The 25,125-nt window shown below is 70.6% G+C and carries 27 protein-coding genes; 9 read left to right on the top strand and 18 right to left on the bottom strand.

Features of this window, described 5'->3' with window-relative positions; translation table 11 throughout:
- Window positions 1–1,356 carry an ABC transporter substrate-binding protein gene (locus ACQEVG_RS33640; RefSeq protein ID WP_432990887.1) on the bottom strand — a complete coding sequence of 452 codons (1,356 nt, stop codon included), beginning with the start codon at window positions 1,354–1,356 and terminating at the stop codon, window positions 1–3.
- 126 nt (window positions 1,357–1,482) lie between these two features.
- Window positions 1,483–2,244: a DeoR/GlpR family DNA-binding transcription regulator gene (locus tag ACQEVG_RS33635; RefSeq protein ID WP_432990884.1), complete on the bottom strand. Its 762-nt coding sequence runs from the start codon at window positions 2,242–2,244 to the stop codon at window positions 1,483–1,485.
- 432 nt (window positions 2,245–2,676) lie between these two features.
- Between ACQEVG_RS33635 and gndA the strand changes: the two genes are divergently transcribed.
- Window positions 2,677–4,119, top strand: a complete 1,443-nt coding sequence (gndA, locus tag ACQEVG_RS33630; protein WP_432990880.1) for an NADP-dependent phosphogluconate dehydrogenase — start codon at window positions 2,677–2,679, stop codon at window positions 4,117–4,119.
- Between the two features lie 304 nt (window positions 4,120–4,423).
- On the opposite strand, the gene ACQEVG_RS33625 is transcribed toward gndA, so the two are convergent.
- The 4 genes from ACQEVG_RS33625 to ACQEVG_RS33610 form a co-directional block, all read right to left on the bottom strand.
- Window positions 4,424–5,056: an aspartate/glutamate racemase family protein gene (locus ACQEVG_RS33625; protein ID WP_432990877.1), complete on the bottom strand. Its 633-nt coding sequence runs from the start codon at window positions 5,054–5,056 to the stop codon at window positions 4,424–4,426.
- Window positions 5,057–5,116: 60 nt separating this feature from the next.
- Window positions 5,117–5,461: a GNAT family N-acetyltransferase gene (locus ACQEVG_RS33620; RefSeq protein ID WP_432990875.1), complete on the bottom strand. Its 345-nt coding sequence runs from the start codon at window positions 5,459–5,461 to the stop codon at window positions 5,117–5,119.
- A gap of 52 nt (window positions 5,462–5,513) precedes the next feature.
- The gene (panD, locus tag ACQEVG_RS33615; protein ID WP_432990873.1) at window positions 5,514–5,930 is read right to left on the bottom strand and encodes an aspartate 1-decarboxylase; all 417 of its coding nucleotides are present in this window, start codon (window positions 5,928–5,930) and stop codon (window positions 5,514–5,516) included.
- Window positions 5,931–6,004: 74 nt separating this feature from the next.
- Entirely contained in the window at window positions 6,005–6,541 is a 537-nt protein-coding gene (locus ACQEVG_RS33610) for a DoxX family protein (protein ID WP_432990871.1), read from the bottom strand.
- Window positions 6,542–6,739: 198 nt separating this feature from the next.
- Between ACQEVG_RS33610 and ACQEVG_RS33605 the strand changes: the two genes are divergently transcribed.
- Window positions 6,740–7,162, top strand: a complete 423-nt coding sequence (locus tag ACQEVG_RS33605; protein WP_432990869.1) for a DUF350 domain-containing protein — start codon at window positions 6,740–6,742, stop codon at window positions 7,160–7,162.
- Between the two features lie 119 nt (window positions 7,163–7,281).
- Here the strand turns inward: ACQEVG_RS33605 and ACQEVG_RS33600 are convergent, their stop codons facing one another.
- Complete coding sequence (locus ACQEVG_RS33600) at window positions 7,282–8,691, bottom strand: DNA-3-methyladenine glycosylase 2 family protein (protein WP_432990867.1); 1,410 nt, start codon at window positions 8,689–8,691, stop codon at window positions 7,282–7,284.
- A 131-nt stretch (window positions 8,692–8,822) separates the two neighbouring features.
- Between ACQEVG_RS33600 and ACQEVG_RS33595 the strand changes: the two genes are divergently transcribed.
- Window positions 8,823–9,359 carry a GrpB family protein gene (locus tag ACQEVG_RS33595; protein ID WP_432993084.1) on the top strand — a complete coding sequence of 179 codons (537 nt, stop codon included), beginning with the start codon at window positions 8,823–8,825 and terminating at the stop codon, window positions 9,357–9,359.
- Here ACQEVG_RS33595 and ACQEVG_RS33590 read toward each other — a convergent pair.
- Genes ACQEVG_RS33590 through ACQEVG_RS33580 form a run of 3 tightly spaced genes read right to left on the bottom strand, consistent with a single transcriptional unit; the run spans window position 9,272 to window position 13,474 of the window.
- A complete protein-coding gene (locus ACQEVG_RS33590) occupies window positions 9,272–10,600 on the bottom strand; it encodes an NAD(P)/FAD-dependent oxidoreductase (protein ID WP_432990865.1) in 1,329 nt (442 codons plus the stop codon). The two genes, ACQEVG_RS33595 and ACQEVG_RS33590, sit on opposite strands and share 88 nt — an antisense overlap.
- Window positions 10,597–11,991 (bottom strand): FAD-dependent oxidoreductase, encoded by a 1,395-nt coding sequence (locus ACQEVG_RS33585; RefSeq protein WP_432990863.1) that lies wholly within the window; start codon window positions 11,989–11,991, stop codon window positions 10,597–10,599. Before ACQEVG_RS33585 ends, ACQEVG_RS33590 begins: the two co-directional genes overlap by 4 nt.
- A 13-nt stretch (window positions 11,992–12,004) precedes the next feature.
- Complete coding sequence (locus ACQEVG_RS33580; RefSeq protein ID WP_432990861.1) at window positions 12,005–13,474, bottom strand: FGGY family carbohydrate kinase; 1,470 nt, start codon at window positions 13,472–13,474, stop codon at window positions 12,005–12,007.
- 232 nt (window positions 13,475–13,706) lie between these two features.
- Between ACQEVG_RS33580 and ACQEVG_RS33575 the strand changes: the two genes are divergently transcribed.
- The 5 genes from ACQEVG_RS33575 to ACQEVG_RS33555 all read left to right on the top strand — a co-directional run bounded on the left by ACQEVG_RS33575 (window position 13,707) and on the right by ACQEVG_RS33555 (window position 17,504).
- The gene (locus ACQEVG_RS33575; protein ID WP_432990859.1) at window positions 13,707–14,708 is read left to right on the top strand and encodes a hypothetical protein; all 1,002 of its coding nucleotides are present in this window, start codon (window positions 13,707–13,709) and stop codon (window positions 14,706–14,708) included.
- Between the two features lie 98 nt (window positions 14,709–14,806).
- Entirely contained in the window at window positions 14,807–16,339 is a 1,533-nt protein-coding gene (locus tag ACQEVG_RS33570; protein ID WP_432990857.1) for an amino acid permease, read from the top strand.
- A 485-nt stretch (window positions 16,340–16,824) separates the two neighbouring features.
- A complete protein-coding gene (locus tag ACQEVG_RS33565; RefSeq protein WP_432990855.1) occupies window positions 16,825–17,052 on the top strand; it encodes a hypothetical protein in 228 nt (75 codons plus the stop codon).
- Window positions 17,053–17,071: 19 nt separating this feature from the next.
- Complete coding sequence (locus ACQEVG_RS33560) at window positions 17,072–17,194, top strand: hypothetical protein (protein WP_432990853.1); 123 nt, start codon at window positions 17,072–17,074, stop codon at window positions 17,192–17,194.
- 76 nt (window positions 17,195–17,270) lie between these two features.
- The gene (locus tag ACQEVG_RS33555) at window positions 17,271–17,504 is read left to right on the top strand and encodes a hypothetical protein (RefSeq protein WP_404727054.1); all 234 of its coding nucleotides are present in this window, start codon (window positions 17,271–17,273) and stop codon (window positions 17,502–17,504) included.
- A 153-nt stretch (window positions 17,505–17,657) separates the two neighbouring features.
- On the opposite strand, the gene ACQEVG_RS33550 is transcribed toward ACQEVG_RS33555, so the two are convergent.
- The 7 genes from ACQEVG_RS33550 to ACQEVG_RS33520 all read right to left on the bottom strand — a co-directional run bounded on the left by ACQEVG_RS33550 (window position 17,658) and on the right by ACQEVG_RS33520 (window position 22,651).
- Window positions 17,658–17,834, bottom strand: a complete 177-nt coding sequence (locus ACQEVG_RS33550) for a CsbD family protein (RefSeq protein WP_432990851.1) — start codon at window positions 17,832–17,834, stop codon at window positions 17,658–17,660.
- 87 nt (window positions 17,835–17,921) lie between these two features.
- On the bottom strand, window positions 17,922–18,455 hold the full coding sequence (locus tag ACQEVG_RS33545; RefSeq protein WP_432990849.1) for a type 1 glutamine amidotransferase domain-containing protein: 534 nt from the start codon (window positions 18,453–18,455) through the stop codon (window positions 17,922–17,924).
- 66 nt (window positions 18,456–18,521) lie between these two features.
- Entirely contained in the window at window positions 18,522–20,072 is a 1,551-nt protein-coding gene (locus ACQEVG_RS33540) for an FAD-dependent oxidoreductase (RefSeq protein ID WP_432990847.1), read from the bottom strand.
- Window positions 20,073–20,314: 242 nt separating this feature from the next.
- A complete protein-coding gene (locus ACQEVG_RS33535) occupies window positions 20,315–20,503 on the bottom strand; it encodes a DUF6381 family protein (RefSeq protein ID WP_432990845.1) in 189 nt (62 codons plus the stop codon).
- 198 nt (window positions 20,504–20,701) lie between these two features.
- Window positions 20,702–21,379: a hypothetical protein gene (locus tag ACQEVG_RS33530; RefSeq protein ID WP_432990843.1), complete on the bottom strand. Its 678-nt coding sequence runs from the start codon at window positions 21,377–21,379 to the stop codon at window positions 20,702–20,704.
- 72 nt (window positions 21,380–21,451) lie between these two features.
- Window positions 21,452–22,105, bottom strand: coding sequence for a pyridoxamine 5'-phosphate oxidase family protein (locus ACQEVG_RS33525; protein WP_432990841.1), 654 nt, complete (start codon window positions 22,103–22,105; stop codon window positions 21,452–21,454).
- A gap of 9 nt (window positions 22,106–22,114) precedes the next feature.
- Window positions 22,115–22,651, bottom strand: a complete 537-nt coding sequence (locus ACQEVG_RS33520) for an HPP family protein (RefSeq protein WP_432990839.1) — start codon at window positions 22,649–22,651, stop codon at window positions 22,115–22,117.
- A gap of 93 nt (window positions 22,652–22,744) precedes the next feature.
- Here ACQEVG_RS33520 and ACQEVG_RS33515 point away from each other — a divergent pair, with 93 nt between their 5' ends.
- On the top strand, window positions 22,745–23,377 hold the full coding sequence (locus tag ACQEVG_RS33515) for a CGNR zinc finger domain-containing protein (RefSeq protein ID WP_432990837.1): 633 nt from the start codon (window positions 22,745–22,747) through the stop codon (window positions 23,375–23,377).
- A 133-nt stretch (window positions 23,378–23,510) separates the two neighbouring features.
- Here the strand turns inward: ACQEVG_RS33515 and ACQEVG_RS33510 are convergent, their stop codons facing one another.
- The gene (locus tag ACQEVG_RS33510; RefSeq protein WP_432990835.1) at window positions 23,511–24,914 is read right to left on the bottom strand and encodes a vanadium-dependent haloperoxidase; all 1,404 of its coding nucleotides are present in this window, start codon (window positions 24,912–24,914) and stop codon (window positions 23,511–23,513) included.
- Between the last annotated feature and the right edge of the window lie 211 nt (window positions 24,915–25,125).

Raw genomic sequence — 25,125 nt, 5'->3', positions numbered from 1 at the left:
TCACTGCTGCTCCTTGCCGACCTTCTCGGCCAGCTTCTGGGAGGCCGCCAGGGCCTGGTCGACGGACTGGCGGCCGGCGATGGCCGCGCTGATCTCCTGCGAGACCTTGGTGCCGAGGTCGGTGAACTCGGGGATGCCGACGAACTGGATCCCGGCCGCGGGGCGCGGCTGGGTGCCGGGGTTCTGCGGGTTGGCACCGGCGATGGCCTTCTCGGTGATGTCCGCGAAGGCACCTGCGGCCTTGCGGTACTCCGGGTTGGCGTAGGTGGAGGCCCGCTTGCCCGCGGGCACATTGGCCCAGCCGCTCTTCTGGCCGACCAGTGCCTCGTACTTCTTGCTGGACGCCCAGGAGATGAACTTCCAGGCGCTGTCGGACTTCTTGGACGCCTTCTGCATGCCCCAGGCCCAGGTGTAGAGCCAGCCGGAGCTCTTGGTCTTCTCCACCGGAGCCGGTACGTATCCGATCTTGCCCTTCACCGGGGATCCGGCGGCCTCCAGCGAGCCGGCTCCGGCGGTGGCGTCGTACCACATCGCCGTCTTGCCCTGGGTCATGTTGTTGAGGCACTCGGCGTACCCGGACTGGGCCGCGCCCGCCTCACCGTGCCCCCGCACCAGGTCGACATAGAACTGGGTGGCCTTCTTGAACTCCGGGGAGGTGAGCTGCGCCTGCCAGTCCTGGGTGAACCAGGTGCCGCCCATGGTGTTGACGACGGTGGTGAGCGGGGCGATGACCTCGCCCCAGCCGGGGAGTCCGCGCAGACAGATGCCCTTCATCCCGCTCTCGGCGCCGTCCGCCTTGGCCGCGAGATCGGCCACCTGCTGCCAGGTGGGCTGCGCCGGCATCGTCAGCCCCTTCTTGGCGAAGACGTCCTTGCGGTACATGAGGAAGGACGACTCGCCGTAGAAGGGCTCGGCGTAGAGCTTTCCGTCCTTCGCGGTGAGCGATTCCCTCAGCGGCCCCAGGATGTCCTTCTGGTCGAAGGCGGTGTCCTTCTCCGCATACTGGTCGAGCTCGTGCAGCCAGCCGTTCTTGGCGTAGAAGGGCACCTCGAAGTTGCTGATGGTGGCCACGTCGTACTGGCCGGCCTGGTTGGAGAAGTCCTGACTGATCTTGTCGCGGACGTCGTTCTCCGGGAGCACGGTGAAGTTGACCTTGATGCCGGTCTCCTTGGTGAAGTTCTCCGCGGTCAGCTTCTGCAGCTCGACCATCTGCGGGTTGTTCACCATGAGTACGTTCACCGACTCCGCCTCTGAGGAGGAGGAGGCGCCTGCTCCGCTGCACCCCGCGAGCAGGGCCATGGCGGCCGTGCCCGCCCCCGCACTCAGGCGGATTCCACGTCGTCGCTGGAGGGCCATGATTTCTCCTGATCGGTCGTAACGGCTCGGTAATCGGTGGTTCAGGACATGACGGCTTTGCCCTCGGCCGGGCGGCCGGGGATCAAAGAACTTATGGGGTAAGGCAGTTGTGCGGCGTCAGCGTGTTCAGACGCGGATGACCTGCGGTCCGAGGAGGGAGTAGCGATGCGCCTCCGCCGAGGGCAGGCCGGTGTCGGTGACGATGGTCTCGAAGTCGTCCACGCCGGCGAAGCGGCAGAAGCTCACCGCGCCGAACTTGGTATGGATTCCGGCGAAGATCCGGCGGCGTGCGCTGCGCATGGCCTGTGCCTTGACCTCACTGACCGCCGGGTCGGGTGTGGTCAGGCCGTACTCGCGTGAGATGCCGTTCGCGCCGACGTACGCCAGATCGATGACGAAGTCGGAGAGCATCCGGGTGGCCCAGTGGTCGACCACGGCCATGGTTCCGCCGCGGACGCGGCCGCCGAGGAGCAGTACAGCGGTCTTCTCCGCGTCCGCGAGAACGGTCGCCACCGCGAGAGAGGCGGTGACCACGGTCAGCGGCCGGTCCCGCGGCAGCGCCTCGGCGACGAGCTGCGGGGTGAAGCCCTCGTCGACGAAGACGGTCTCCGCGTCGCCGAGCAGATCGGCGGCGGCCGTGGCGATCCGCGACTTCTGCGGCACATGACGGGTGGTCCGCACCGCGAGCGTGGTCTCGAATCCGGCGGACTCGACGGGATAGGCCCCGCCGTGCGTACGCCGCACCAGGCCGTGCTCCTCCAGGGCGTGCAGATCCCGCCTGATGGTTTCCTTTGCCACCCGGAACTGGCCGGCCAGCCGGTTGACGTCGACCGACCCGTCCCGCCGGGCCGTCTCGAGAATTCCCCGTCGGCGTTCCTCGGTGTCCACGACACACTTCCCTGCTTCTGCTGGTGCTGCGGGACCGGCGTCCGTTCGGGCCCATGCGTCGTTTGTACAAGCAGTCAACCCCGCTCGACCAGGCTCTTCGCAAGATCTGCTGTGCCCGTATCTGCCCGTTTCACCACGGCCGTCGCCGCTGGTCGGGCGCCATCGGGCCGGAACCGCGGCGGGCGACACTGCCCGCTTCGCACCCGGCCCGCGTCCGAACCGTGCCCGCGGGCGGACACTTGAGCAGCGGAGACTGTGGCCGACCCGGAATACCGACCCTTCGCCGACCCGTCGCCGACCGGAGTGCCGACCCGTGGCCGACCGGAATGCGGAACAATCCGGAGGGCTTGAGGATCAATGAATGGCTGGCTCCGCCCGTACGTATGCGTGGGGGCGGAGATGGATTTTCCGACGGACTCCAGGAGCACACGTATGAGTGGAACAGCCCAGATCGGTGTCACGGGACTCGCGGTGATGGGCCGCAATCTCGCCCGTAACTTCGCCCGCAACGGCTTCCCGGTCGCCGTGCACAACCGCACGGCCGCGCGGACGCGGGCGCTGGTCGAGGAGTTCGGTCACGAGGGCACGTTCGTGCCCGCCGAGTCGGCCGAGGAGTTCGTCGCGGCCCTGGAGCGCCCGCGCCGCCTGATCATCATGGTCAAGGCGGGCGATCCGACCGACGCCGTGATCCAGGAGTTCGCACCGCTGCTGGAGGAGGGCGACGTCATCATCGACGGCGGCAACGCCCACTTCGCCGACACCCGGCGCCGTGAGAAGGAGCTGCGGGAGCGCGGCATCCACTTTGTGGGCGCGGGCATCTCGGGCGGCGAGGAGGGCGCGCTGCACGGGCCGAGCATCATGCCGGGCGGCTCGGCCGAGTCGTACGCCTCGCTCGCGCCGCTGCTGGAGAAGATCGCCGCCAAGGCTCCCGACGGCACGCCCACCGTCGCACACATCGGCCCGGACGGCGCCGGCCACTTTGTGAAGATGGTGCACAACGGCATCGAGTACGCCGACATGCAGCTGATCGCCGAGGCGTACCACCTTCTCCGCGCGGTGGCCGGTTACTCCCCGGCCCAGATCGCGGAGACCTTCCGCACCTGGAACACCGGGCGTCTCGACTCGTATCTGATCGAGATCACGGCGGAGGTCCTGGCCCACACGGACGCGGCGACCGGTAAGCCCTATGTCGACATTGTCGAGGACCAGGCCGAGCAGAAGGGCACGGGCCGCTGGACCGTGCAGATCGCCCTCGATCTGGGCGTGCCGGTCTCCGGCATCGCTGAGGCGGTCTTCGCCCGCTCGCTGTCGGGCCATGCCGAGTTGCGGGAGGCCTCCCGCGCGCTGCCCGGTCCGACGGCGCAGCCGTTGGGCGAGGCCGAGGCCGGGCTCTTCGCCGACCGGGTCGAGCAGGCGCTGTACGCGTCCAAGATCGTTTCGTACACGCAGGGCTTCCACCAGATCCAGGCGGGCAGCGACGCCTACGACTGGGGCATCGACCTCGGCTCGGTGGCCGCGATCTGGCGAGCGGGCTGCATCATCAGGGCGGCGTTCCTGGACCGCATCCGCGGCGCGTACGACGCGCAGCGCGACCTGCCGAGCCTGCTGTCCGACAAGCAGTTCGCGGAGGAGATCGGCGCGGCACAGGACGACTGGCGCGAGGTGATCGCGACAGCCGCCCGGCAAGGCGTCCCGACGCCGGGCTTCTCGGCGGCCCTCGCGTACTACGACGCCCTGCGCGCCGAGCGGCTGCCCGCGGCGCTCACCCAGGGGCAGCGCGACTTCTTCGGCGCCCACACCTACCGGCGGACCGACCGTGAGGGTTCGTTCCACACCCTCTGGGGCGGCGACCGCTCGGAGGTCGGCACCGACTGATCATGGCCTTGCCGGTCAGCCCGCCGGCCCCGGCTGGGGCTCCGGCTCCGGTACGGGGTCGGGGCCCGGCGGCCTCGGAATGGGGTCGGGCGCGGGTCCCGGCGGGGGCGACGGAGTGGGTACCGGTCCGGGCAGCGGCCCCGGATCGGGTCCGGGCGGTCCCGGCGTCGGGATCGGCGAAGGCGGTACGGGCGGATGGGTCATGCCTGGCCTCCAGAGGTTCGGAGTCGTGCTTTCCCAATGTCTCGCCCTGCGGGTGCCCCCGCGCGCCGGGGTCCACGCGTCATGATCCGGGCTCAGCGCGTCATGATCGGGACTCAACGGCCCGAGCGGCGGCTCGCAGCCCGGCCCTGGGACTGGAGAGGACCGGGACAGGCGTTCTCGCACCGTCTGCCGCATCCGCAGTCGACGCCTGCGCCAGCACGATGACATCCGCGTCGCGAACTGCGTCGACCGCGGCGGTGACCGCGTCCAGATAGCCGTCGCGGTCCCCCGCCTCGAAGCGCTCCCAGGCGTCCTCGACGAGCAGGGTGCGCAGTTCGACGGCACGGCCCGCTGCTTCCTCGCGGATCAGCGCGGCGGTCGGCTCCAACGTGCTGCGCACGGTCGCCACCACCACGATCCGGTCCGCCACGGCGGCCGCGGCGGCCATCGGCCGGTCGACCCGCAGCACCGGCACGCCCAGGCCGTCGGCGCAGGCCTCGGCGACGCCGCCGATCGTGGAGCAGGTGCACAGGACGGCGCTCGCACCCGTGGCGACGGCACTGGTCAGCACCGTCGCGACGGCGGTCGCGACCGCGGCCGGGCCCTCTTCGCCGGCTCGGATGAGCAACTCCTCGTGAACGAGGTGGCGCAGCTCAAGACCTGGGTGGTCCTGATCCCGCAGGGCCTCGAAAACGGGGATGTGGACGGATGAGGTGTGCAGCAGCGCCAGCATGACCGGAAGGCTAGGCCCGCTCCGGCCGGTCGGCGACGTGGTTTGGCAGCCGGGCTGCGATCACCAGAGCCGCGGGTTCGCCTTCAGCTGTGCCTCCGCCGCCGCGACCAGCTCGGCCGGTGGCTCAGGAGCGTCGTAGGGATGCCGCTGGGCCCACTTGGCCGCGTACGGACACAGCGGCACGACGGGGACGCCCTCACGTGCCGCCATCGCGTAGAACTCCCGCACCAGCGCGCCCGCGATGCCCTTGCCCTCGTACTCCGGCTCCACCACGGTGTGCACGGCCACCAGGGCGGCCGGAGTCGCGTCGAGGGTGAAGTACACGATCTGGCCGGCCGGCCGGCCGTCCTCGTACGCCTGGAGTATCCCCTTCTGCCGGTTGTCGCGGATGTCGGGTGCTGCCATGGCGGCTGTCTCCTTCGAACGATCGGACGTTCGGGCGGTCGGGCCGGACCGGTCAGACGGCGGCGTGCGGGCTGCGTTCCGTATCGCTGCCGGGCACGGGTTCGGAGGCGTCCGATCCGAGCGCGACGATGCGGTTCTGAGCGTCGACATGGACGACGCTGGGCACCAGTGTGCGCGCCTCCGCGTCGTCGACCTGGGCATAGCTGATCAGGATCACCAGATCGCCGGGGTGCACCAGATGGGCGGCCGCGCCGTTGATGCCGATAACGCCGGAGCCGCGCTCGCCCTCGATGACGTACGTTTCCAGCCGGGCGCCGTTGGTGATGTCGACGATGTGGACGAGTTCGCCGGGAAGCAGATCGGCGGCCTCCATCAGCGCGGCGTCGACGGTGACGGATCCGACGTAGTGCAGGTCGGCCTGGGTCACGGTGGCCCGGTGGATCTTGGACTTGAACATGGTGCGGTGCACGTCGTCACACTCCTGCGGGACAAAAGGGTCGCGCCCCCGTGCGGGGTACGCGCCGACGCCTGCAAGAGTACGGGTTACGCCTCCGCGGTGTCCTGGGGCTGCTCGCCGGACTGTGCCTTCGCCCGCCTGCCGAGCACCGCGGCCGCGGCGAGCGCACTGCCGAGGAAGGCCACGGCCACCACCCACGGCTGGTCGAAGCGGTGGTCTGTCGCATGGTCGAGGGAGTAGCGGCCGGCCCCCGCGACTCCGATGGCGGCCGAGGTGAAACCGAGGAACGCCGGGTACTCGAAGCCTCCCGCCCGGTTGAAGAATCCGGCGGGCAGATGAACCGACACCGCCCCCGCCATGGCGCCCGCGGCCGCCGCGCCGGCCGCCGGAGTGGCCAGGCCCAGCGCGAGCAGCGCCCCGCCGCCTGCCTCGCCGAGCCCCGCGGCGACGGCGCTCTCGCGGCCCGGGTGAAAGCCCATGGCTTCCATGCCCTGTGCCGTCCCTTCGAGACCGGGGCCTCCGAACCACCCGAACAGTTTCTGCGTACCGTGCGCCGCCAGGACCGCTCCGGTGCCGACGCGCAGCACGAGCAGGCCGAGGTCACGTCGATTCAGGCTGGGCATGGGCTTCTCCGGGTGCGCACGTGGTGGGTGGGCAGGTTTGCGGGCTTACGAGATCCACTCTCACCGGCACCGGGCCGTCATCCCCCGCGCTGGTGCTCCGTACGGGTTACGGGGGACGCCTGATCCACTGGCCGGAACCGTGCGGTAGATTTGCGCGCCCTTGACCAGCAGCTTTCAGACACGGAGACCAGCCCCCCAATGAGCGACATCGTCAACGGACTTGGCCGCGCGAGCGTGTACGGCGCCCTCGGTGTGGTCCTCCTGATCCTCGGCATCGTCCTGATCGACCTGCTGACACCCGGCAAGCTCGGCAAGCAGATATGGGAGGACCGCAACCGCAACGCCGCGCTGCTGCTCAGCTCGGCGCTGCTGGGGATCGGCGGCATCGTGTTCACGTCGATCTGGACGACGTACGACGACTTCGGCAAGGGTCTCGCCTCCACCGCCGCGTTCGGTCTGCTGGGTCTGGTGATGATGGCGGTGGCGTTCCTGGTGGTGGACCTGGTGACGCCGGGCAGGCTTGGGGCGACGCTGGTCGAGGCGGAGCCGCACCCGGCGGTGTGGGTGACCGCGTCCTGCAATCTCGCGGTGTCGGCCATCGTCTCGGCGTCCATCGCCTGAGGACCCGTCAGCCTGCTGAAGACTCGCCCGCGATTCGGCCGAAGCCCCTGGCGGGGCTTTCGGGCGGATCTCCCGCATGTGGGTGAGTTAGGGGGCTCGGTGGGCAAAGAGCCCTCGCGTCACGACGCGTTCCACAAGTGGTGCATCGCGTACGAGCTCCACGGCCGCCACGCCCGCGCGTCCTGCACTGCCACGTCCTGCCGCAGCGGCACATCCGGGTCGCCGAGACCGCGCATCCGGATGTAGCCCGCCGTCCGGCGGCCGATGCCGGGCAGGGCCAGCAACTGCCGTTCCGTCTCGTCCCGGTCCGCGCCCGGGTCGAGAACCACCGAGCCGTCGGCGAGCGCGGTCGTCAGCATGTGCAGCGTCTCGCGCCGCGCGTCGGGCATGCCGAGTTCTTCCAATGAGGCCTCCGCCAGGTCGGCCGCCTGCGGGAACAGATGCGTAAGCCCGCCGCTCGGCTCGGCCAGCCGCTCCCCGTACGCCGCGACCAGCGCGGCGCCGAGCTCCCGCCGGCCCAGAACGGCCCGCACCGCGAGCTCGTGCGGCTCGGCCGTGCCCGGGGCGCGCAGGCCCGGGCGGGCCGCGACCAAGGGGGCCAGTACCGGGTCCGTGCCGAGGCGTTCGGCGACCGCGCGCGGGTCGGCGTCCAAGTCGAAGAGGCGGCGCATCCGCTGGGTGGCCGTGGTCAGATCGCGCAGGCGGACCAGGTGCAGCCGGCACTCCAACCAGCCACCCGTGCCCGGCTGTTCGTCGACCTCGGCGACACCGGGACCGCCCGGCAGCCGGAGCGTACGCCGGTAGACACGGGAGCCGCGCTCGCCCACGACCTCCTCGATGCCGGTGATGGCGCGAGCCGCGAGGTAGTCGAAGACCTCGGCGGACGCGTACGGGCCGCGATAGGCCAGCCGCAGCGGGACCCCCGCTGCGACGCCCGCCGAGCCGACGGAGCCGAAGCGCGAGCCGCGTCCGGGAGGCGCGGAGCGGAGTTCGCTGGGGGTGGCCGCGTAGATCTCGCGGATCGTGTCGTTGAACTGCCGTACGCTCGCGAACCCCGCCGCGAACGCGATCTCCGCCACCTGCAGGGTGGTTGTCTGCAGCAGTACGCGCGCGGTGTGGCCGCGCTGGGCCCGGGCCAGGGCGATGGGGCCCGCGCCGAGTTCGGCGTTCAGCTGCCGCTGCACCTGGCGGGCGCTGTAGCCCAGTCTGCCGGCGAGGCCCGCGACACCCTCACGGTCCACGATCCCGTCGCCGATCAGCCGCATGGCACGGCCCACCACATCGGCGCGGGCGTTCCACTCGGCGGAACCCGGCACGGCATCAGGGCGGCAGCGGCGGCAGGCCCGGAAGCCCGCGCCCTGGGCGGCCGCGGCGGTCCGGTAGAACGTCACGTTCTGCCGCTTGGGGGTGATCGCGGGGCAACTGGGCCGGCAGTAGATCCCGGTGGTGGAGACGGCGAAGAAGAACACGCCGTCGAACCGCGCGTCCCTGCTGCTCACCGCCTCGTACCTGCTGTCCTCGATCGTCATACGGCCAGTATCGGCACCTCCCGAGCCCGGGGCTGGCGGAAATCGGACACGACGTTCGGCCGGCGGCGATGGACTGCCGGTCCAGCATCGGGCGGTGTCCGGCGTGCGGTTACTGTCGTGGCGTGGCAGACATGGCAGTTGAGCTCGACGATCACGATCCGCAGTGGTCGGCGCGGTTCGTCGAGCAGCGTGACCGGGTGTCCGAGGTGCTGGCGAGGTGGCTGGCTGCTCCGGTCGAGCACATTGGATCGACCGCTGTCCCCGGATTGCGGGCCAAACCCATCGTGGATGTGCTCGCCCCGGTCGGCTCGCTGGCCGAGCGAGAGGCGATGGTGACAGCACTGTCGGCGGACGGCTGGCTGTACTGGCCCGATGACCCGAGAGGGGACAGCCGACTGTGGTTTCTGCGTCCCCGTCCGGAAGAGCGGACTCATCATCTGCACGTCGTCGAGCACGGCCACCCGCGGGCGCAGGCCCTGCTCACCTTCCGGGACGCCCTGCGACAGGACACTGCACTGGCCAAGGAGTACGAACAGCTCAAGGCGCGCCTCGCGCGGGAGAACCCCACCAATCGCAATGCCTATACGAACGGCAAGGCCGTATTTGTCGCTCGGGTACTCAAGGCAGCGGGGCTTGTGGATCCCGAGATGGAGGACCTGGCCGAGTAGTGATGGGCGGTGATGACCAGCGGGCCGCCGTGCGCGGACGTACGGCTCATCCAGTCCGCGCTCAGGTACAGCGACCGGCCCGGTACGGCCGTACGCGGCAGGCGCCGCCGGTGCAGCACCCGGCCGTCCTGACTGACGACGAGCACGGGCAGGGCGAGCGGCCGGGTCGTACGCAGCGCGAACCGGCCCCGCATCGGCGGGGGCCCGGCGGGGTCGATGCGGTTCGGCGCCGCCCAGCGCAGCGGGTCTTCGACCCGCACGGTCAGCGCGCGAGCCGGCCACGGTTCGCCTGCGAGATGGCGCAGCACCTGTTCCGCCGCGTGCCGGCCCTCTGCTGCGGCGGTCCCGGCCGGCTCCACGCCGTGCAGCAGATTGCCCGCGGCGAAGACCCCGGGCTCGGCCGTGCGCAACGCGGTGTCCACCGCGGGTCCGCGGGTGCCGGGGTCGAGCGGGATACCGCCGCGCCGGGCGAGCTCATGCTCGGGGATCCAGTCGCCGGTGAAGACGATCGTGTCGCAGCGGAGTGTGGTGGTTCTGCCGTCCCGGTGCCGCAGCCCGACGCCGGTCAGCCGGCCGCGGCCGAACAGCTCTGTCACCGTCGCCTCGGTGAGCAGCGGGACCCGGTGCCGCAATGACACCAAAGGAGTGCGCGGCTGGTCGGTGACCATCGCGACGACGACGGCGCCGGCCGCCATAAGGGTCCGCGCCGCCGAGTACGCGACGGGTTCCGCGCCGACGACGACGGCGCGGCTGCCGACCGGCTGTCCGTACAGATGGGCGGCCTGCTGCAGCTCGCCCGTGGTGAGTACGCCCTGCGGTCGGGTGCCCGGCACAAGACGGGCACTGCGCGGGCGTTCGCGCGCCCCGGTGGCGAGGACGACGGCCCGTGCGCCAATGCGCTCCAGGCCGTCCGGGCCGGTGGTGTCCAGGGTGCGGGGGCCCGCCCAGCCGGTGACGGTGACGCCGGTGCGCAGGCGCGCTCCGGCGCGCACGGCCTCGTCGACGAGGTGGCGGGCGTACTGCGGACCGCTCATCGGACGCCGGAGGTCGCGCGGCCCGAAGCCGGTGAAGCCACCGAAGCGGCCGTGGCAGCTGTGCCGCGGGATGCCGCCCGCCTCTTGCTCCCGCTCCAGGATCTCGACCGGGCCCGCGCCCGCCGCGGCGAGCTTCGCGGCGGCGGCGAGTCCGGCCGGCCCGGCGCCCACGACCAGGACGTCGACGGCTCGCGTCACCCGGTTCATCGTCGCTCCTCGAACAGCGCCCGCACCGTGGGACCGCAGTAGAAGCCCTGGCAGCGGCCGCCGCGCGCCCTGGTGCGGCGCCGCAGTCCGTCGAGGGAGCCCGGCGGGACCGTGCTGTCCAGCGCGTCGCGAATCTCACCGCGGGAGACGCGTTCGCAGTGGCAGACGAGCGTGCCGTACTCGGGGTCGGCGGCGATGAGATCGGCACGCTGGTAGGGACGGGGGAACGCCTCGCCGATGTTCGGCATGCGCACGGGCTCCAGTTCGCGGGCGGGCCCCAGGTCGAGTCCGGCATCGGCGAGCAGGTCGGTGACATGGGAGGCGATGGCCATGGCGGCGGTCAGGCCGGTGGAGCGGATGCCGCCGACGGCGATGTACCGCTGCCGTGCGTGCGCCCGGATGCGGTAGTCCTCGTGCTCGGTGGCCGGTCGCAGGCCCGCGTAGACGGCGGTGACCTCCTCCTCGAGCAGTTCGGGCATGATCCGTCGGCCCTTCTTCAGCAGGAAGTCGAGCCCCTCGGCCGTCGATCCGGTTGCTTGTTTGTCGTCGAGGTCCTCGGCGGTCGGGCCGAGCATCACATTGCCGTACACCGTCGGTGACACCAGTACGCCCTTGCCGAGCGCGGTCGGCACCGGGAGCAGGATGTGGTGGACCAGGCCGCGGGCGAGCTTGTCGAAGACGATCAGCTGGCCGCGGCGTGGGGTGACGGTGAAGTCGCCGTGGCCGAGCCGGCGGTCGAGTTCGTCGGCGTACAGACCGGCGGCGTTGACGAGATACCGGGTGCGCAACAGACCGCGCTCGGTGACCAGTTCATGGTGGGCGCCGCTGCTGACGTCTTGCACCCGGCAGTTCAGATGCAGGTCGACGCCGCCGCGCACGGCCTGGGTCGCATACGCGAGGGTCGTCGTCCAGGGGCAGACGATGCTCTCGCCGGGGACGTCGAGCGCGCCGAGTGCGCCGGGCCCCAGATGCGGCTCGCGCCGCCGTACCTCGTCCGCGCCGATCAGCCGGGCGTCGTGGTAACCGTTGCGCTCTGCCTTGGCGGCGAGGGCGGGGAGCGCCGCGAGCTGCTCCTCGTCCCAGGCGACGAGGAGCGCGCCGAGCGGTTCGAGGGGGATGCCGCTCTCGGCGGCGTAGGCGGCGAGTCGCCGCCGGCCGTCGCGTACGAGGCGGGACTCGAGCGAGCCGGGCACGGCGTCGAAACCCGTGTGCAGGATCGCCGTGTTGGCCTTGGAGGTGCCGTTGCCGACGTCGTCGCTCGCGTCGACCAGGGCGGTACGGAGACGATGGCGGGCGAGTTCGCGAGCGATGGCCGAGCCCACGACGCCGGCGCCGACGACGATCACGTCGTGCATGGTGTCCGGCAACTGCCCGGCACTCGTGACGGTCATGGCCCTCCTCTCCCTACCCGTCGGTCGCGGGCGTACGGTCGTCGGCCGCCGGCGTACGGTCGAGGAGCGCGGCCACCTCGCGGCGGAAGCCCGCGAGTCGTTCGGCGGCCTCGGCGGCGCCGATCCGCGGCTCGTATACGGCTGACGGCTGCCAGGCGGGCACCGCCTGCTCGGCCGTCAGACCCGGATCCATGCCGAGCCGTGCGACGGCGCCGACGCCGAGGGCGGTGGCATCGGGCAACGCCGATACTTCGACGGGCAGTTGGAGAAGGTCGGCCTGGGTCTGCATCAGCAGCGCCGAGCGGGTCAGACCGCCGTCGACCCGCAGACCGGTGAGTGGTGCGCCGAGGTCGGCGGCGACCGCGTCGGTGAGCTCGGCGACCTGCGCGGCGATGCCTTCGCACAGCGCGCGCACCAGGTGCCCTGGTCCGGTGTCCAGGCCGAGGCCGGTGAGCGAGCCACGCAGATCTCCGCGCCACCAGGGTGCTGCCAGTCCCGCGAGCGCCGGTACGAAGGTGACGCCGCCGCTGTCGGGCACGGCCGAGCCGACCGGGTCCAGATCGGCGGCGCCCGAGATCACTCCGAGACCGGTGAGCCAGCGCACGGCCGAGGCTGCCGTGTAGACCTGTCCGTCGAGGCAGTAGCTGGTGCGCCCGCCGAGCCGCCAGGCGACGCAGCTGACCAGGCCGCTGCTCGTACGGCGTGGGTGCGGCCCGGTCTGCGCGAGCAGGAAGGCCCCGGTGCCGTAGGTGCATTTGGCGGTGCCGGGTTCGGTGACGCTCTGGGCGAGCAGCGCGGCCTGCTGGTCGACGAGGAGCCCGGTCAGGGGTACGGGGGCGCCGAAGGCGGTGGTGATGCCGACCGGGCCGTCCGCGTCGACGACCTCCGGCATCCGCTCGTCGGCGAGGCCGTAGATGCCGAGCGCCTCGGGCGACCAGGCCACCCGGTCGAGGTCGAGGAGCTGGGTGCGCCCGGCCGTCGCGGCGTCGGTGACGAACGCACCGGTCAGGCGGTGGATCAGCCAGGCGTCGCTGGTGGTGACCACACCCTCCCGGGTGAGCTCGCGGCGGATCCACGCCATCTTGGGCGCGGCGAAGTACGGGTCGAGTGGCAGACCGGTCAGCCGCGTCAAGTCATCTGCGTGCTGGGCGAGTTCGGCGCAGAGCGGCTCGGCCCGCCGGTCCTGCCAGACGATCGCGTCGGTCAGCGGTTCGCCGCTGGCGGGGTCCCATGCGAGCACCGTCTCGCCCTGGTTGGCGAGGCCCATGGCGGCGACGGGCTCTCCGGCGTCGGCGATCGCCCGGCGTCCCGCGTCGATGACCGAGGTGAGGAGCGCCGCGGGGTCGACCTCCACGCTCCCGCCGGAGCCGTAGCGGGGGCTCACCGGCGCGGAGCCGGTCCCGATCACCCCCCGTTCGGGGCAGATGACCAGCGCTTTCGTACCGGAGGTGCCCTGGTCGACGGCAAGCACCGGGCCCGTCATCGGCCACCTCGCTCTTCCATAGTAAGGAACCTTGATCATTGACGGAAAGAAGCGTGGTGCAGGGCGCGTCCGCCGTCAAGAGTCACCCTCACCGACCGACACCTTCATGTATCTGACACATAATCAACACCTTGTTGCTACACCATGGTTGAGTAAGATCACCGCAAAGCGCAGCCCCACTCGCCCCTGCCGTAACAAGAGGGTTCATGACAACCACAACGCGACCGGACTGATGTCCCACGACGATTTCCGACCGGTGTACCACCCGGCGGGTCATGACAGTGAACTCCGGGCCGCCATGCAGGAGTTACGCACTGGCCGCTGGATGTCGATGCGGAATCTTCTGACCGCCACCTCCGACTGGGCACTGTGGACCCAGCGCACCCAGGTGCTCGCGGCGGTGGCCGCGGGATCGGACGCCGTACAGGCCTGGCGCGCCGAGGAACCCCGCTCCCTCGCCGCGACCGTGATGCACTGCCGGGTCTCGGTGGAGCGTGTGCTGCGCGCCCACCGCGAGGGGCACCGACGCACTCAGGAGCTGTGGCACGAGGCGTGGGAGGCCTGCCGGATCGCCGCGCACCAGGCTCCCTCGGACCCGGTCCCGTGGGTGTGTCTGCTGGCGCTGGCCCAGCTCGACGAGAAGCAACGGATGGACGAGCACCGGGTGGCGCCGCCGGGTCCGATGCTGTTCCCCGGCCCCTGGGGTCTGCTGGCGGAGGCCGACAAGCGCGATCCGTACAATCGCGAGGCGTACCACCGGATGCTCCAGTTCGTATACGCGCGCAGGTCCGGCGGCCATCTGTCGGAAGCGGTCAACTATGCGCAGTGGGCGTCATCTTCGGCTCCGGGCGGCTCGGCGCTGCGGGTCCTCCCCCTCTATGTCCGGGTGGAGCGCTACCGCCGCGAGAAGGGCCATGAGAAGGCGCTGGATCTGCACTGGGTGACGGAGGACGCGGCCCGGGACGCCGAGCGCGCGCTGCACTTCTGGTTCGACCTCGTGGACCCGGCCGGGAGCTCTCTGCTGGATCTCAACCATCTGGCGCACGCACTGTGGGGCGCGCATCGATTCACCGACGCGGCCCGGGTGTTCGCGGCGCTCGGCCCGTACTACACCACGCCACCGTGGGCGTACCGCACGCACAGCCCGGGCAATCCCGGTCTTGCGGAAGAGGTGTTCCTCCGCGCCCGCAGCCGCTGCCTCGCCGCCGCGCGCGACGCGGTCCCCGACCCCTGAGGCTCGTCCCCGCTCTCCCTGCCCCAGCACGTTCGAGTACCAGCGCCTTGTCCGTCCCTGTCCGCTCAGCGCATCTCCCTTCCCCCGGAGGTACTTCGATGTCCATATCCCCGCCCAAGTGGCCGAGTCCGGACCAGACTCCGCCACCCAAGGACGAGGAGGAGCGACTGCGGGAACTCGGCTATCAGCCGGTTCTGGCGCGCCGTATGGGAGGCTTCGGCAACTTCGCCATCAGCTTCTCCGTCATCTCGATCCTGTCCGGCTGCATGACGCTGTACGGCTTCGGCCTGAACACCGGCGGCCCGGCGGTGATGCTCTGGGGCTGGGCGGGTGTCGGTCTGTTCGTCCTGTGCGTGGGCATGGCGCTGGCCGAGGTCACGAGCGCGTACCCGACATCCGGCGCGCTGTACTACATGGCCGACCGACTCGGCGGCCGCAAGTGGGGCTGGTACACCGGCTGGCTCAATCTCCTGGGCCTGCTGGGCGCGATCGCCGGTATCGACTACGGCGCCGCCCTGTTCACCGGGGCCTTTCTGAATCTTCAGTGGGGATTCGATCCCACGCCCGGCTCCACCATGATCATTTTCATGGGCATTCTGCTGCTGCACGCCGTACTGAATCTGTTCGGCGTCCGCCTGGTCAGTCTGCTCAACTCGGTCAGCGTGTGGTGGCACCTGGGAGGCGTCGCACTGATCGTCGGCGCGCTGACCGTCGTGCCGTCCAGCCACCAGTCCCCCGAGTTCGTCTTCACCGAGTTCGTCAACGGCACCGGCTGGGACAGCCCCATCTATGTGGCCGCGATCGGTCTGCTGCTCGCGCAGTACACCTTCTCCGGCTACGACGCCTCGGCACATCTGTCGGAGGAGACGTCCAACGCCTCCGTCTCGGCCTCCCGCGGCATCGTGCGCTCCATCTGGGTCTCCTGGATCGCCGGTTTCGCCCTGCTCGCGGGGCTGACCTTCGCCATCCAGGACTACGCGGGCACCCAGGAGAGCGCCACGGGTGTGCCGCCGGCCCAGATCCTGCTCGACGCGCTCGGCGAGGGCGGCGCAAAGGCACTGCTGCTTGTCGTGATCGTGGCGCAGCTGTTCTGCGGCAACGCCGAGGTGGCGGCGGCCAGCCGGATGGTGTTCGCGTTCAGCCGTGACAACGCGCTGCCCGGCTCGGCGCTGTGGCGGAAGGTGAGCAGCCGCACCCAGACCCCGGTCAACGCGGTATGGCTGTCGGTGGTCTTCGCCTGTCTGCTGGCCGTGCCCTCGCTGTACTCCGTGACGGCCTACGGCGCGGTGACCGCCATCAATGTCATCGGCATCACGCCCGCGTACGCGATCCCGATCTATCTGAAGCTGCGGGCCGGCAATCGCTTCGAGCCCGGCCCCTGGACTCTGGGCCGCTGGAGCAAGCCGATCGGCTGGATCGCCGTGGTGTGGGTGGCGATTGTGACGGTGCTGTTCTGCCTGCCGCAGTCGAACCCGGTCACCGTCGACTCGATGAACTACGCCTCGATCGCCCTGGTCGCGGTGCTGGTCCTGGCCACCGTGTGGTGGTTCGTGGCGCGCCGTTCGTACAGCACACCGCAGGCGTACGGCTCCGCCCGTGAGCAGGCGGAGATCTCGGACCAGATCGTCTGAGGCGCGACGCCAGTCACCGCGCTCGGGGCCCGTCGGCGGACGGGCCCCGACCGCGATGGCGGGCGGCGCGAGGGTGGACCCGTTCCGTTCCACCCGTCGCGCCCGGCTTCGTCCCGGACACGGACGGAGACCGCGCCACGCCGGAGTTCATCGCCTCGCGAGTCGCCCGGTCCCTGACGGGCAAGCCGGGCCTGCCCGCGGAGATCGCGGCATCCGTCCTCCAGTGGCCTCGCCCGAGGCCACGTACCTCACGGGCCAGATTCTGCACATCAACGGCGGCGGCGCGCTGGGCCGCTGATCGACGCCCCGTCGCGGGCGCGTCCACCGCCAGGACGAGCGCGGCGAGGGGAGCCACCGCGGGGCGCATCCCGCCACGACTCGTAGCTCCCGACGGGGGCACTCGCTGAACAGCGGCTCAGAGCGCCGAGGGCCCTGCCGGGGCCGCAGCAGATGACTCCGGGCCCTTCTGGAGAGACGCTGGAGGCATGTCCGCATTCCCGCCGATCGTCGTGCACCGGATCTCCCCGTCGGGTGGCCGTCGGGTGACCGTGCGCGACCAGATCATGGGCCTCGCCCACTCCGACAACGACCTGATGGACTTCCTCCGCCGGGCCGGGCTGCCCGACTCCGCCGCACTCCTCGACGACCCGACCTGGATCGAGTGGGTGGGCGACCGGCGGCACGAGTACGACCCACTGGAGATCGTGCCCTGAACCGGCGCGGCCGCCGTACATGGTCGGTCTGGATGCGGTCTGCGCCGAGCCGGGCGGCGCGGAGGTGGTGCGGCACGGCGACTGGGACGGCACGGCCGTCGAGGCAACGACGCTGCTCAGCTGCCGGCAGACGCACCGGTGACCACGCCGTAGAGCGCCGTTGTCAGTGCCGCGCGAGATGCTTGACGGTCCGACACCTTTCCAAGGGGGAAAGCGATATGACCGATCCCGAGCTCGCCGCGGCGCAGGCCTACGTACGCCTGCTGCAGACCACCCGGGCCGTCCTCGACGATCCGGAGCACCCTCCCCTTCCCCTGCCGCTGCTCGCCGCCCCGATCGCCGAGGCGGACGAAGCGCTGCGCGCCGCCGGTCTGGCGGGGAACGAGGCCGACTTCTTCGATCTGGTGAGCAGGCTCCAACCAGCGCTGCGCGAGGACCGGCCGGTGCCCTGAGTGCGGCTTCGGCGGCGCGGCGGTGGAGCGACGCCTCCCGCCCGATCCACCCGTTCGCCGGATGAGGCCGAGGGCGGGGGCCGACGGCGGAGGCGGGCCGCACCCGGGACGCATGCCCCGTGCGCAGCCCGCCCTGGTGACCGTGCGTGACGCCTACCGACCGGTCGGCCTCTGCATCCGCTCGGCGGCCCGCTCAGCGGTCTCGTGGGCCTTGCCCGCAATCTGCTCGCCGCGGCCCTCCGCCTGCATGCTCCGGTCGCCCATGGCCTTGCCAGTGGCTTCCTTCATCTTGCCCTTGGCCTGCTTGGCCTTCGCCTTCGCCTTACCCATGACGGTTCCTTCCGTGATTGGGGTTGATCGGCGTAACCACCTTGCGCCTGTTGCCCTGAGTACGCAAACGGACACATAGCGCAACAATCAGTTACCGAACTCCGGGATGAACGTCGAGCAGAACGCCTTCAGATCGGCGGGCTTGCGGCTCGTGATCAGGGTCGCGGGGGCGGCACGGCAGACTTCGACCTCCTCGTCGACCCAAGTGCCGCCCGCATTGCGGATATCGGTTTGAAGGCTGGGCCATGAGGTCAGCGTCCTGCCGCGCACCACATCCGCCTCCACCAACGTCCACGGGGCGTGGCAGATCGCCGCCACCGGCTTGGCGATCTCGAAGAAGCGCCCGACGAATGCGACGGCCTTCTCGTCCATGCGCAGCGCGTCAGGATTGGCGACGCCTCCGGGAAGCACCAGCCCGTCGTAGTCCTCGGCGCTGCTCCCGGCGACGGTCCGGTCGACGGTGAAGGAGTCGGCCTTGTCGAGATGCTTGAAAGCCTGTACGCGGCCGGACCTCGTCGAGATCAGTTCCGGCTCGCCGCCCGCATCGACGACGGCCTGCCAGGGCTCGGTCAGCTCGACCTGTTCGACGCCCTCAGGGGCCACGAGAAATGCAACTCGCATGTGATTCACGTCCTTTCGTGTGGCTGCGGCGCCCGGCTGAGTCCCGATCGGCGCGTGCCCGCGGTCCTACGTCTCGTCTCCCGGAGCTTCGCGTCGCTCAAGCGGACGGGTGGCCGGGCCGTGCAGCACCGAACCGTCCGTGGCGAAGCGGGAGCCGTGGCACGGGCATTCCCAGACCCGGTCGAGATCGTTGAAGTGCACCAGGCAGCCGAGGTGCGTACAGCGCGCGGACAACGCCTCGACATGCCCCGACTCGTCGCGGTACACGGCAAGCCGCTTCCCTTCGAGCCGAACGACCGCTCCACTGCCCCGTGGGATGTCCTGCACCGAGTCGACATGGCTGGTGTGCAGACGGTCGCCGACGAAGTGCTGGGCAACCGCCGTCTGAAACCTGGCCAGTTCCCCTGTTTCCCGCATCGCGGGCAGCCTTCGCGGATCGTACAAGTCGGTCCAGGCAGGCCGGGGTCCACCCGCGATGTGGGCCGCGAGCAGGCGCCCGGCCAGTACACCGTTGCTCATGCCCCAGCCGCCGAATCCGGTTGCGGCATAGACGTGTTGGCTACCCGGGTGGGCATGGCCGATGTACGGCAGATGGTCGCTCGAGTCATTGTCCTGCGCCGACCACTGATAGGCCCGCTCCGCCGCCGCGTACCCCGGCAGCCGCTCGCACGCCCAGGCCTCGAGGCGGGCGAACCGTTCCCGTATCCGGCCTGCCCCCGGCTCGAACGATTCACCCGTCACGATCAGCAGCCGCCGTCCGTCGTCGTACGGCGCACTGCGCAGGGACCGGACCCGGTCCTCCGGGCTCAGATACATGCCTGTCGGGGCGGCGTCGGCCGGCACCGGCGCAGCGATCACCAGTTCGCGACGCGGCTTCAGCCGGGTGAAGAGCAGCGTGCGGTCGAAGACCGGATAGTGCGTCGCGATGACGGCGTCACGTGCCTCGACCACCGCGCCGTTCTCCGTCGGCAGACGGCAGTGAGCGCCGTCGCGGAGGCCGGTGACACGGGTGCGCTCGTGGATGCGTCCGCCCGCGCCGGTGATCTTGTCGGCCAGAGCGAGCAGGAACTTCCTCGGGTGGAACTGGAGTTGCCCCGCCACCCGCACCGCGCCGGCCACCGGGAAGGGAAGCTCGGTCTCGGTCACGAAGGACGCGTCGAGCCCTGCCCGCCGGGCGGCCTCCGCCTCGGCCCTGACCTCGTCGGCCCGCTGCGGATCCGTTACGTACGTATAGGCGGGGGTGCGCTCCAGCTCGGCGTCGATGTCCAGGTCGGCGCAGAGGGCCGCCGTGCGGTCGACCGCGTCCTGCTGCGAGCGCGCGTACAACGCGGCGGCGTCGGCACCGTGCTCGGCCTCCAGGCGGGCGTACGCCAGACCGTGCAGAGCGGTCAGCTTGGCGGTGGTGTACCCGCTCACCCCCGCGGCGATCCGGTCGGCCTCCAGGACGACGACGTCCAGGCCCGCCCGGACCAGTTCCCAGGCGGTGCACAGACCGGCGATGCCTCCCCCGACGACGGCGACGTCCACGGTCAGATCTCCACCGAGCGGCGGACGGGCGGTTCCCGGGGCGGTGGCCATCCAGTACGACTCGTCGGCAGTCGGGCGTTCCGCAACCATGTCTCCTCGGCTCTCTCGTGCTGGAGGGACGGGGTCGGGCTCCCTCTCGCAGCCGTAGCAGTACGTCGGCGGTGGGCAGGATCCGGCCCACGGTTCGCCGGGGTGATCGATACCGTCGACCGCACGGGTAACCACTGGCCGACGGCTCAAACGTGCCGGCTCCCGAGCCACCACCGTACAAAAGCAGCGGCTGATGGCCTGGCATGAGCACAGACCATCAGCCGCGTACGTGAAGCAGGCAGCTACTCCGGGAGCATGTCCCCACTGCGCATGCTGCTCTCCTGCTCGCTCTGCTCCCGCAGCTTCCGCGCCTTGTCCTGGAGCCGCTGACGTTCCTGCGGGTCGTTGGCGCGCTCCGCGGCTTCCGTCAGCTCCTGGGCCTTCCGACGCATCTGCTGCGCGCGGCCACCGGGTTCACCTGCAACGCTCATCGTCACTCCTTGGACGTTGGGAAGAGCGGACTCCCTCAGCGAACCAGCGCCACGACACGCCCGCATCTCGAACGGTCACGCACTGCGACCACGAGCCCCCCGATGGGCAGCCGGCCAACGGCAGGCGCCCGTCGGTCCAAACTGACGGACCTTGACCAGCCGGTCCGCAAGTGGCCGCGGAGGCAGGGAAGTTGTATCTCAGTGTGAGGACCGTAAAGGCACGTCCGACCCGTATCTTCCAGCAGCCGGATGTCCGCTCGCGTGCCCGGCCGGCGACGGCTCTGACCGCGTGGCCGGCCCACCGGCAGCCGTCAGGCACGACGGACAGTACGACGATGGGCTGACCGGTACGGCGGCGGGGTCCGCCGACAGCTCGTCCCGTGGTCTTCCGCTCCCCGGTTCCCGGTCGCCGCGGACGGCCGCCGTGGCGACGGACAGGCACGCGGCCACCAGGACCAGGTTCTTGATGATGTACTGCCCCTCCATGGAAGGGACGAGCGGGTACCGCCACACCTGGCCGGGCACGATCACCAGTGTGGCGAACACGCCTGCCATATGGACGAAGAAGACCGCCAGTGTCAGGGGCAGCAGCCTTCCGGTGATCAGCCCGATCCCGACGAGGACCTCCATGAGAGCCAGACACGGCTGCGACACGTGCGTCGGCACCATGTCGAACGTGATCACTCTCATCACGAGCGTGGCGATATCCTGTGCGGGGCTCAGCGAGGGAAAGAACTTCAGAGCCCCGAACCACAGATACAGCACGCCGACACTCACCCGGAGCGCGGCTGTCTCCCGGCGGTGATAGCCGGTGGAGAGAGAGGACAGCCAGGACGGATATCTGTATCTGCGTGGAGATCTGAGGGTGCGTCTCATGGAGGTTCCTCGGTTCGTTGGTCGGTCGGGTCCCGGAATGCGCACCGCGGCCGGCCGGCAGAGCCGACGGTCCTACGGCTGGGCGCTCAGCCCCCGCGCCGGCCTGGGCCGGCGCGGTTGCTCTCTCAACCGGGCGTTCTCGCGTTCCAGTTCGGCCATGCGCTCCCGCAGCGGGCCGAGCGCTTCCTCCAGCTCGGCCGCGGTGTACCGGGGCTCGATGTGCTGGGGGCAGTTCCAGTCGTATGCCTCGACATCGATGAGGACGATCCGCTCGACCGCTGCCCGGTAGTCGCCCGGCAGCAGGGCACCGGCCGACTCCGGCCACTCCTCCACCCCGGCCGTGCGGGCCCGGCCCAGGATCTTCAGCCGTGTTCTGGACGGATAGTCCATCAGCAGCAGCGCCACCCTGCCGTCGGAGTCGAGGTTTCCGGTGGTGATGTACTGCTTGTTCCCCCGGTAGTCGGCGAAGGCCAGGGTTCTGTCGTCAAGTGCCTGGAGAAAGCCTGGCGGACCCCCTCGGTGCTGTACGTAGGGCCAGCCCGTGGAGCTCGTACTCGCCAGATAGAAGCTGGTCCTGGTGGCGGCGAACGATGCCTCGTCCGGGGTGAGCGGGTCGGCTTCGGCAGGTCCCGCGGTCATGTTCGCGTAGTTGCGGCGGCTGCCGCGGCTCTCCTGGTGCCGCTGGACCTGTGGGGTGAAGAGCAGTTGCCCGTATCGGCTGGTCATCAGCGGGGCTTACCACCAGTAGGTGGGGTAGCGGGCGGTCTTGCCGCTGCGTCCGGAGACGATTCCCACACCGACCAGGACCAGCGTGGCCAGCAGCAGGAGAAGCAGGAAGCTAGCCGTCGACGGCTGGGTGAGGACCACGATGACCGCGGTCGCGGCGGCGGGCGAGTGCGGCGCTCGTGCCATGGCCATCGCACCGATGGCAAGACCGCCGGCGACCGCGGCGGTCCAGGTCGAACTGCCGCCGACCGCCAGCGCGACGAAACCGACGACGGCGGAGATGAGCTGGCCGCCGATGACGCTACGCGGCTGGGCCAGCGGGAGGGCCGGGGCGGCGAAGACGAGCGCGGCGCTCGCGGCGAGCGGCGGGATGAGCACGGTCTGGTCGATCAGCACGCCGATGACGACCAGGAGGACCAGCGCCACCACCCCACCGAGGGTGGCGACCGAGATGGCGGACTTCGCCGCACGGGCCGGGGCCCTGCCTGCCAGCGCGGCGGCGAAGCGCCGTGAGGGGGTGAGTCCGGTGACCGGGGAATCGGACACGGGGGTTCCTTCCAGTGAGACTACACTAATGCGTGGAGCATATCCTGAAGCATTAGTTGCATGCAGGGTCATTGGGAACGGCAGGATGGAGCAATGGACGACAGCACGAACCAGGAGCGGGGCCGGCCGGCCGTCGAGCAGTCCCCGCTGACCGGCGAGCCCCTGCCGCTGGAGCTGGTGAACACCACGTACATCAAGGGCGGGGTGCGCGGTCACCTGATGGACGCGCTCACCGGACCTGAGGATCTCGACCGGTGGCTCGCTGCCCACCGGGAGCAGTTCAGTCCCGCGGTGGCACGGGCCCTCGACCGCTCGGGGCGGGCCGAAGAGGCCCATGTCGAGGCGTTTCTGGAGCTCCGTCACACGCTGCGGGAACTGGCTGCCGCCCGGACCTCGGGCCGGGCTCCGGAGCCGGCGCTGACCGTGGTGGTGAACGCGGCGGCCCGGCTGGCCGCCCAGTGGCAGGAACTCGCGCCCGGTCCGTCCTTCGACGCCGTCCCGCGTTGGTTTGAGAGCGACCCGCGGCGGGTGGCGCTCGGGGAGGTCGCGGCGGCCGCGGTGTCCTTGTTCTCCGGGGAGCAGGCGGGCCGGATCCGGGCGTGTGCCGCGCCCGGCTGCATCCTGTACTTCGTCAAGAGCCACGCCCGCCGCGAATGGTGCACGGTGGGCTGCGGAAACCGGGTGCGGGTCGCCCGGCACAGCCGTCGCACGCGCGAGGACGGCTAGGCCCCGTCCGGCCGCTCCGAAAGAGGGGCCACGGGCCGGGCCGGCGGCCGCGCCCTGCCCGTAGGCGGCCCGCCCCCGGAGAGATGTCCGGGGGCCGGCCGCCCGGGAGTGCTCCCGGGTCCGCCCTCCCGGGTCAGTTCAGGATGGTCGCGGCGACCTGGTCGGAGACCTTGTAGCCCAGGGTGAGCGCGGCCTGGTTGTCCCACTCGAAGTGCACACCGATGTACTTACGGCTGTCGGCCTTCTCCTTGGCGGCGCCGCTCAGGCTGGTGAAGGAGCGCGTGACACCCTTGGCCAGCGGGTCGTCGGTGCCGGCCGTGAAGGACAGGTTGTCGGTGCCGAAGTAGTGACGGACGATGCCCGCCCAGGCGCCGGCGACGCCGGAGTGACCGGAGACGTACGTCGGGAAGTTGGGGCTGAAGCTGTTGCCCGCGACGTCCTGCTCCTCCGGCCGCCAGGTCGGGTCCGCGACGATGCCCGGGTTGGGGGCCTCATCGGCACGAGTGATGGCGTCCGCGGGCCGCCAGACGTCCCAGTCCGTCAGGTACTTGGAGTCCCAGATGGCGATCGCGGCGTCCGCGAGGGCCACCGACGTCAGGGCGAAGAGCTTGGCGCTCTGGTAAGAGGTGCCGTTCGGCCGGTACTTGCGGAAGATTGTCGCGGTGTGGTCGTACTGCTGGCCGACGGGCTTGTAGGTGCCGTCCAGGTCATTGGCCCAGTAGTGCGCGATCTGCGTCTGCTCGGCGGTACGCGCGGTGGAGTCCCTGCCGCCGATCCGCTTGATCTCGTTGACCTGCTTCGCGTACTCGGGGCTCTTCAGGAGCTCCTGCGGGGTGGCGAAGCCACCGATGTTGCCGGGCCGGAACTGCGAGCCGGAGGTCAGGGCGAAGGGCTTGACCTTGCCCCAGTTGGGAGCGCCCGCGGGCTTGCCCTCGGCGGGCCGCCAGTGGCCGGGAGCGTTGGTCACCACATACGGAGTGGCGTCGGCGGAGCCGTCGTCGGCGCGGTTGGCGATGATCGCCTGGGCGGTCTTGACGCCGAGGGCGTGGCCGCGCTCGCGCTCTGCCTCACTCCCGTGGTTGGGCAGGGCGAGCGCCGTATTGAGCTTCGCGTCGAGGTCCGCGGCCGGGTAGTGGGGGAAGGCGTCCTTGAGCGCGGTGTAGGCCGCGTAGTCGATCGCCGTGTTGAGCGCGCCGTGGTGGCCGGCGGCCGTGGTGTCCTTGGTCAGGTACGGCTTGCCGATGGTGCGGATGGAGTTGACGGCGTCGTATATGGCCAGGTCCATCATCGCCCCGCCGCGGCTGAGCGGCCCCGGCGTGCCGCCCTTGTGGCGGAACACATCCATGAGTGCGGTGTTCCAGTACAGGACGTGGTCGTTGGCGCCCCGCGCGGTGTCGAGGGCGCTCGAGTCGGGATAGGGGGCCGGCTCCTCGACGGCCATGGCCTGGGCGGGGGCCAGGGTGGCGAGGGAGGCCAGGGCCACGGTGGCCACGGCATATCGCAGTGCGGTGCTGCCCTGACGTGCTGTGCGGAACATGAAGTGATCCCTGTCTGTCGGGGCCATGGCGACACTCAGCGACGGGAGTTGGCGCCACGGCGGTACGTTCTCGCCAAGGAACGTATTGCGCCGCCGTGGCCTGTCACCGATGGGTTCGCAGATGACAGCGATCGGAAAGTCCGATGAGCCCGGCGCAGGGGGTCGGATTCATGGAGCGGTCATCTTTGTCTAATGCTGAATCAAGGTTGAT

Origin of the sequence: Streptomyces sp. CA-135486 (genome assembly GCF_050936555.1) — a bacterium.
Taxonomy (GTDB): domain Bacteria; phylum Actinomycetota; class Actinomycetes; order Streptomycetales; family Streptomycetaceae; genus Streptomyces.
This window is presented reverse-complemented; position numbering and strand designations above follow the sequence as displayed.